The organism is Pannonibacter sp. (assembly GCF_051860505.1).
Classification (GTDB): Bacteria; Pseudomonadota; Alphaproteobacteria; order Rhizobiales; family Stappiaceae; genus Pannonibacter.
This window is the reverse complement of record NZ_JBHYDX010000036.1, coordinates 25,443-33,702: the sequence shown is the minus strand read 5'-3', so window position 1 is coordinate 33,702 and position 8,260 is coordinate 25,443. Positions and strand designations below refer to the sequence as shown.

Here is an 8,260-nt window from a genome sequence, read left to right as displayed (position 1 = left end):
ATCTTCACCGATGAGGAATGCTACAACTTCTTCAAAGCCGCAGGATATGGAACTAATTAAACGCGACACGCTCTAGCGACCGGCTTCGAAGTTCTTAGCCGCTGCCTCTAAGACTGCGCGGGCGGTCTCGGCATCCTCGAAGCCCTTGCCTTCCATGCCACCATCCGGGCCTTTGTAGCTGGCGAACCACAGATCGATGATCTGGCTGACGCCTGCGAACTCGGCATTCAGTTGCTCCATGCTCTCCACGTGAGAAAAAGGTGACCCCTTGGCAAGAACCGCGATCAGTTTGTCATCCTGCTCACCGCCGTCCAGCATCTTCAACACGCCGATCACGCGCACATCGGCCACGGTGCCACGCGGCACGGCCTGACCCAGCACGATTACATCCAGCGGGTCACCGTCGCCGCCCAGTTCCTTGGGCAGGGCAGTGCCGGGGATCGAGCCGTAGTTGGCCGGATAGCCCAGATAGTTGATCACACGCGGCTTTTCGTTCTTCAGTTCCCAGTAGACTGCCTTCGGATCTTCCTTGCTGACTTCCCACTTGGCCGATGTGCCAGAGGGGATCTCAATAATGGCCTTGATGGTGCCGTCGTCGTTGAGGGCTTTCAGGCCCATCAGGTCTTCGGAGCCAACAATGGTGAAATCGTCCTTCTTCGTCATAGTGGCGGCAAAGGGCGTGGTATCCGACCAAGCAAGATTGCCCAAGCTTTCGGCCTGCACCATCGATGCGGAAACGGCAAGGTAGGCTACGCCAGCAAGCATGAGGGTCTTAGACATCACTTGGTCTCCATCAAAAGTCACTCAGCCCGATAGCAGGGGAACGTGACAGACCGAATACAGATGATCCGGAAACGGCGCGAGAGCATCGCGAAGGGCCGTCATCGGACTGTCACCTTACGCTCCTAGACGGAGGCAACGAGAACATGGAGATTTCCCCTTGCGAGGTGATTGGCCTTCAGACCAAGCGATTTCCGCAAGGGGCCTCGCGCTTAGCTATGGCAAGACGCCGATCTTGCGTGAGATCGACATTGGCTTGCTTGCCGGGCAGACGCTTGCGCTGCTTGGCCCGTCGGGTTGTGGCAAGACCACGCTCCTGCGTCTGATTGCCGGTCTCCTCTCCCCGACTTCAGGTGCTATTGCAATTAACGGCGCAGTGGTCGCCGGGCCTGGCATTTTCGTGCCGCCGGAAAAACGCCAGCTCGGCATGGTTTTTCAGGACTACGCCCTTTGGCCGCACCTTACTGTGGCGGGCAATGTCGCCTTTCCGCTGGAAATGGCAGGAGTTGGCAAGGCCGAGCGAGAGCAGCGGGTCATGGCCGCGCTGGATCGGGTCGGCCTTGGGGCGATGGCTGGACGCAACCCCTCGGCGCTTTCGGGCGGGCAGCAACAGCGCGTTGCCATAGCCCGCGCCATCGTGGCCGAGCCGCGCATCGTGCTGTTCGACGAGCCGTTGTCCAACCTTGATCGCGAGTTGCGCGAAACCATGGTTGCGGAACTGGGTGCACTGATCCGCGGACTGGGACTGACCGCCGTCTATGTGACGCATGATCAGTCGGAAGCGTTGACGCTGGCGGATCAGGTCGCGGTCATGAAGGCCGGCGAGATCGCCCAACTGGCCACGCCCGAGGATCTTGTCGAAGACCCATCCAGTCCTGCTGTCGCCGAATTCCTGCGGCTGGGCGCGGTTCTTCCGCTGCTGCGCAAAGCAGAGGGCTGGTCCTTTGAAGGCAAGGTTTTGGGAGCCCTTGGTGGGCCGGACAGGGCAGCCGCTGAAGTGCTTGTCACGCCCCGTGCCCTGCGGCTGACCGAAGCCGATGGCGCGGTTTTGACCGGTGAGGTGCTGGCCGCGCAGTTTCGTGACAATGGCTATGCTGTAACCGTGCGGCTGGACCCCGGCACCGGGCACTCCGGCATCCAGCATACCGTCCAGATTTCCAGCGATACCCGCCTGCGCGTCGGGGAGCGCATCGGGTTGCAAATTCTCCCGGCTCATTTGCGTTGGTTTCCGGCGCACATCGCAACACCCTGAAACAAGGAAAATTCCGATGATCAAGACTGCCCTTCGTGCTGCCGTCGCAGCTTCGGCGCTTCTTGCAGCAAGCAGCGCCTTGGCCGATATCACCGTCTATACCGCCGGCCCGGAAAAGCTCATCGCTGACCTTGCTGCCGGCTTCACTGCCGAAACCGGGACCAAGGTCGAGTACTTTCAGGCCACCACCGGCAAGGTGATGGCCCGGATCGAGGCCGAAGCCGCCAATCCCGTGGTCGATGTGCTGATCTCGGCCTCCTGGGACACCGCAACCGACTTCGCCGAGCGTGGCTGGCTGGTGCCCTACACCAGCGCCAATGCCGCAATGGTGCCGGATTTTCTGAAAACCGACACGGCCGTGGCGCAGGGCGTAGCCGCACTGGCGATTGCCTGGAACCCGAAGTCCGGCACACCGCGCCCGACCGAATGGGCCGATCTGGCCAAGCCTGAGTTCAAGGACCTCGTCAACCTGCCGGATCCGGCGCAGTCGGGTTCCGCCTTTGAACTGGTGGCCGCGTTGACCCCCGGTGGCGACATGGCCCTGTTCGACAGCCTGGCTGCCAATGGTGCAATCGTGGCAGGGGCCAATGCCGACGCGCTGAATCCTGTCCTGCAGGGCGCAAAGGCTGCCGTGTTCGGTGCGGTGGACTACATCTCGCTCAACGGCAAGGCCAAGGGTGAGTCGATCGAGGTGATCTTCCCCGAAAGCGGCACTGTGATTGCGCCGCGCCCGGTCATGATCCTCAACTGGTCGAAGAACCTGGACGAAGCAAAGGCCTTCGTCGACTACATCCTGTCGGATGCGGGTCAAACTGTCGTCGCCAAGCAGAACCTGATGCCATCACGCACAGATGTCGAAGCGAACCGTCCGTTGATCGCCGACCTCAAGATCCTGCCGGTTGATGCCACCACCGTTTATGGCAAGCGCGCCGAAACGCTGGAGGCCTTTGGCAAGGTCTTTGCCAAGTAAGGACAGAGGGTATGGCACGGTCAGTCGAAGCGGTTAACCCGTCCGTAATCATCGCGGCGGCGGGATTGGGTCTGGTCGTCGCCGTGCCATTCTTGTTCATCGTCCTCCAGGCGATCTTTCCCGAACTGGGGCGCGGCTCGTTGGCCGCGCCCTTTTCGGCCCTTGCGGGTGCCTTGGGGGATGCCAAACTCATCGGCATGACCGGCAATACACTTTTGCTGGGAGCGTTGGTGGTGGCGCTGTCAACCCTGATCGCAGTACCGCTTGCCGTGGCGCGGGCACTGTTTCGGGTGCCGGGCGCGGTGGTGTGGGATGTGCTCTTCCTGATCCCCTTCATGATCCCGCCCTACATTGCCGTACTTGGCTGGATCATGACTCTGCAGCCGCGCGGCTACCTGGAACAACTGGCCGGGTTCGATCTGGCCGCTTTCCTGTTTTCGGTCCCCGGCATCGTCTTCATCATGACGCTGAACAGCTTTCCAGTCGTCTATTTCGCGGTGTCGCGGACACTGGAAACCGTGGGATCGCGCTATTCGGATGTCGCCCGCGTGTTCGGAGCCAGCCCGATGCGCGCCTTCTGGCGGATCACCTTGCCGCTTTCGACACCCGGACTTGCCGCAAGCCTGCTACTGGTTTTCGCCATGGCAATCGAGGAGTACGGTACGCCCGCAGCCCTCGGCTCGCGGGCAGGGTTCGACGTGCTGGTCACTGCCATCGACCTGCGGGTATCGGATTGGCCGATCGATCTGCCAGGTGCGGCGATCCTGTCGCTGGTGCTGGTGGTTCTCTCGTTCGGGGCCTTCTTGCTGCAACGTCGGATCTTGAGCCGCCGGTCCTTTGAGGCGACCACTGGCAAACCGCAGAACAACGACAGGCGCGAGCTTGGCCTGTGGACATGGCCCGTTCTGGGATGCTTTGCCATGGTGGCCTTCGTCGCCACCGGGCTGCCACTGCTGGCGATACTGGCGGGAGCCCTGTCGAAAACCATCTCCGGCGGACTGGCTTGGTCCAATCTTGGGCTGGCCAATTTCGCGTCCATTCTGGGCGATACGACCGGCGCATTGAAGGCGCTGGCAACCAGCCTGTGGCTGGGCGTGGCGGCGGCACTGGTAACAGGCCTTCTGGGGGCCCTGTCGGCCTATGCGGTGGTAAAATCAAAGGTGCGCGGGCGAGGCGTTCTTGATGTGCTGACCATCCTCCCAAACGCTCTGCCCGGCATTGTCGTTGCGGTGGGTTTGATCCTGGCGTGGAACCAACCCTGGCTGCCGGTGACGCCCTACAACACCGCGCTGATCCTGCTTCTGGCTTATTGCTGCATTCTGCTGCCTCAGCCGGTACGTTACGCAACAGCCGCCTTTCACCAGATCGGCGATAATCTGGAGGCGGCCGCGCGGGTCTCTGGCGCCTCCCCTTTGACGGCTTTCCGCCGCATATTGCTGCCCCTGATTGCCCCCAGCCTTCTCGCCGCGATGCTTCTGGTCTTCGCTGTCGCTTCGCGTGAGCTTGTGGCATCGGTGGTGGTGGCGCCCGTTGGGGTCTCCACCATTTCGACATATATCTGGCGGCAGTTCGAACAAGGCTCGGTCGGTCTGGGGATGGCAATGGCGTTTGTCACTATCCTGATCACGACGGCGCTGCCGTTGCTTGTTCTCAGCGTGATGGGACGGCGGGGGAATCTCTTGTGACGCTGATTGCACAGATCACTGATCCGCATCTGCGCGACGATGGCGCTTACCCCTGCCACGATCCCGCAGAAGCAATTCTGCGCGCTTTCGAGACGATGGCTGCGATGGACCGGCTCCCGGATGCCATCGTTTTGACCGGTGATATAATAGACCGCACTGCGGACGGTTATGGCGCTGCGACAGCGGTGCTCCGCGCGGCGCCGGTGCCGTTGTTGCCCATGCCTGGCAACCATGACCGTGCGCCCGAGTTTCGAGCAGCGTTTGCCGATTGGGCCGACTTTGCCCCCGATCATCTGAGTTTTGCGCGTAAGATCGGCGATGCAGTCCTGATCGCATTGGACAGCAACTTGCCAGGCGGCAAAGGCGGCGTCGATGCCGCCCGCTTGGACTGGCTGGCAGATGCGATGGCACGTGCGACGGCCCCTGTCATCTTGGCGCTGCATCATCCGCCCTTTCCGACAGGAGCACCGCATCTCGACAAAGACGGCTTTGCCGGAGCCGCCCAACTGGCCGGTCTTCTTGCGGCCAGCCCGGTCTGCAGGATAATCGCAGGTCACAGCCACCGCAGCATGCAGACGCTTTGGGCAGGGGTCCTTGCAAGTACCTGCCCGGCCATCGGACATGGGTTGAGCCTGTCGTTGACGGGAAACTTTCCGCATAGGGCAAGTTGTATGCGCCCTGCCTTCGAATTGCATGTGCTGCAGTCAGGATCGGTCACCACGCACCAGATCAGCCTGGCATGATAGCCTGCACGAAACGTAGCTCAACGTCCGTTTGCGCAGCCCTGACGTCCGCTGACCGCGACGACGACAAAACCATCGAGTGACGCCGGGCCGTCCTCCGCCAGTCCGAGATCATCACCGGGTTGGAGAAGGCGCTGGGTGCCGAAGCAGCTCGATGTGCTGTCAGACGAAGTCTTCCCCACCAAGCGGGCGTTTATCGTGGCACTGCTGATCGGTCTCGTCGAGGCGATCCGTCACGCCAGACCGCAGCCGTTGCCGCTTGGCTTGCAGCGGTGGGGGCTTCCTTTCGCCTTTTGGCAGGCTGTCAGCCGGGTGCGGCGACGCCTTGAACCGCCGCACCGGGCAACGTCCTATCCGTAGTTACAACTAGAGTATGCAAAAATGCGAGGCCTCGCTTGCGGCGGAGACGAATCGGATATCTAACTGAGGCATGAAAACCTGTGATTGAGCCGCATGCCATATTACGCCCATTCAGCGCCCGATGCTGACGAAGCACTCTGGCAGACACTTCCAGATCATTCCTTGCAGACTGCGGGGCTTGCTTCGCAATTCGCGTCGGTCTTTGGCGGCGAGAGGCCAGCCTATCTGGCCGGCCTGCTGCATGACCTCGGCAAGTATAACCCCGCGTTTCTCGCCTATATCCGGGCCCCCCTGCGGCGCGGTGGCAAGGGGCCGGACCATTCAACCGATGGCGCCGGCGTTCTCCTGCGCGCTGCCGTAGACGCAGCCACGCCAATTGACCGCGTCATTCTCGAATTGCTCGCCCATGCGGTCGCGGGTCACCATGCGGGACTACCTGACCGGACGCGCAGCGTGCAGGACGCAAGTGCTGGCGCACTTCAGGAGCGGCTGGAGCGGTGGGACGACACCCGGCTCGATCCGGTCTGGAAAGACGAACTGCAAGCGGAGTTCAGCGCTCTGATCCCGCCCAAGTTCCTTCCCGACACGAGAAAGGTCAAAACCAATCCAGCTGCGGCCCAGATGTTCCAGATGACGTTTCTAGGGCGGATGCTGTTCTCCTGCCTCGTCGACGCCGACTTCAAGGACACGGAAACCTATTACAACCGGCTGACGGGGCTCATTGCCGACCGGAACTGGCCGGCCCTGCAGGATGTGCTGCCAGAGCTTCGGGCGCGGTTCGACCGGGAAATGGCCTCGAAAGCGGCCACATCCGGCAAGCTGACGTCCTTGCGCGGCGAGATCCTCGCCCATGTGCGCGGGCGCGCGGCCGAGCCGGCCGGCATCTTCACGCTCAACGTTCCAACCGGCGGCGGCAAGACGCTGGCTTCGCTCGGTTTTGCGCTGGATCACGCCGCGCTGCATGGCCATCGCCGCATCATCTACGCCATCCCCTTTACCTCGATCATCGACCAGACGGCGGCGATCTTCCGGCAGGTGCTGGGGAATGACGTGATCCTTGAGCACCACTCGGCCATCGAGGAGGAGAGCCTCAAGGCACTTGGCCAGCGCGACAAGCTGAAACTGGCCATGGAGGACTGGGCCGCGCCGGTGGTGGTGACCACCAACGTGCAACTGTTCGAGAGCCTCTTTGCCAACCGGCCGGGGCGCTGCCGCAAGCTGCACAACATCGCCCGCAGCATCATCATCCTCGACGAGGCGCAGACCCTGCCGCTGCCGTACCTGAAGCCATCCGTCCTGGCGCTTGACGAGCTGGCGCGCAATTACGGCTGTACTATCGTGCTTTGCACCGCGACCCAGCCGGCGCTGGACCGGCGCGACTTTCCGGACGGCAGCCTGATGGGGCTGGAACTGGACAACCGGGAACTGGCGCCAGACCCGGCCCGGCTGGCGCGGGAACTGCGGCGCACGACCATCCGGCGGGCAGGGGTTCTCAGCGACGACGACCTTGTGCGTGATCTTGCCGGCCATCCCAGAGCACTCGTCATCGTCAACAGCCGCAAGCACGCCCTCGAGCTTTTCACCACCGCCAAGGCGGCCGGGCTGGAGGGTCTCGTTCACCTGTCGACCCGCCAATGCGCGGCCCACCGGCAGGCGCTGCTTGCGCGTGTTCGGGCCATGCTGGAGGGCGAGGGCCCCTGCCGCGTGGTGGCCACAAGCCTGATCGAAGCCGGGGTCGATGTCGATTTTCCGCGTGTCTATCGCGCCGAAGCGGGATTGGACCAGGTGCTGCAGGCCGCCGGCCGCTGCAACCGTGAAGGCTCGCGTGCGCCGGACGACAGCCATGTTCTGATATTCAAACCAGAGGTCGCGAAGCCGCCGGAGGAACTGGCGCAATTCGCAGCGGCCTTTGCCGCAATCGAGCCCAAGCACGACAACCTCTTCAGTCCGGAGGCGATCCGGGATTATTTCCAGGAGGTCTACTGGCAGCGCGGTGCCAACGACACCAGAAGCGGTCTTGATGCCAAGGGCATCCTGGCGATGGCTCGGATGGACAAGTCCGGCACCAACATCGCCTATCGCACGATTGCTCAGGAGTTTCGGATGATCGAAAGCGGCATGCTGCCGGTGATCATCCCCTATGACGACCACGCCCGCCACTGGATCGGCAAGCTTGGCGTCGAGTCCGTATCCTCCGGCCAGATCGCCCGCGAGCTGCAGCGCTATGTGGTGCAGGTGCCCCCAAGGGTGCGGACAGACCTCATCGCCAACGGCGCCGCCTCCGTCCGCGCCGCTGACCTCAGGGCAGACCAGTTCGTCGTGCTGGCGGAGGAGAGCAAGCTCTACACGCCGGAGGTGGGGCTGTGGTGGGAAGAAACAGGCAAGCTCGGCGTTGCCGACAGCATCATTTAGGGAGGTCGTCTATCCATGCCCTACGGCGTGAAACTGTTGGTCTCAGGCCCGCGCGCCT

General features: G+C 62.5%; 7 protein-coding genes. 6 read left to right on the top strand and 1 reads right to left on the bottom strand.

Going from position 1 to position 8,260, the window contains the following annotated elements; translation table 11 throughout:
- Positions 1-72: 72 nt before the first annotated feature.
- On the bottom strand, positions 73-780 hold the full coding sequence (locus ACTIFE_RS19640; protein ID WP_439530830.1) for an inorganic diphosphatase: 708 nt from the start codon (positions 778-780) through the stop codon (positions 73-75).
- A gap of 235 nt (positions 781-1,015) precedes the next feature.
- On the opposite strand from ACTIFE_RS19640, the gene ACTIFE_RS19635 reads away from it, so the two are divergent.
- The 6 genes from ACTIFE_RS19635 (at position 1,016) to cas3 (ending at position 8,202) form a co-directional block, all read left to right on the top strand.
- Positions 1,016-2,032: an ABC transporter ATP-binding protein gene (locus ACTIFE_RS19635; RefSeq protein WP_439530829.1), complete on the top strand. Its 1,017-nt coding sequence runs from the start codon at positions 1,016-1,018 to the stop codon at positions 2,030-2,032.
- 16 nt (positions 2,033-2,048) lie between these two features.
- Complete coding sequence (locus tag ACTIFE_RS19630) at positions 2,049-3,002, top strand: ABC transporter substrate-binding protein (protein WP_439530828.1); 954 nt, start codon at positions 2,049-2,051, stop codon at positions 3,000-3,002.
- 11 nt (positions 3,003-3,013) lie between these two features.
- Positions 3,014-4,687, top strand: a complete 1,674-nt coding sequence (locus ACTIFE_RS19625; RefSeq protein WP_439530827.1) for an ABC transporter permease — start codon at positions 3,014-3,016, stop codon at positions 4,685-4,687.
- Complete coding sequence (locus tag ACTIFE_RS19620) at positions 4,684-5,430, top strand: metallophosphoesterase (RefSeq protein ID WP_439530826.1); 747 nt, start codon at positions 4,684-4,686, stop codon at positions 5,428-5,430. The genes ACTIFE_RS19625 and ACTIFE_RS19620 overlap by 4 nt, the downstream gene beginning before the upstream one ends.
- A gap of 138 nt (positions 5,431-5,568) precedes the next feature.
- Entirely contained in the window at positions 5,569-5,790 is a 222-nt protein-coding gene (locus ACTIFE_RS19615) for a hypothetical protein (RefSeq protein ID WP_439530825.1), read from the top strand.
- 93 nt (positions 5,791-5,883) lie between these two features.
- On the top strand, positions 5,884-8,202 hold the full coding sequence (cas3, locus tag ACTIFE_RS19610) for a CRISPR-associated helicase Cas3' (RefSeq protein ID WP_439530834.1): 2,319 nt from the start codon (positions 5,884-5,886) through the stop codon (positions 8,200-8,202).
- Positions 8,203-8,260 lie beyond the last annotated feature (58 nt).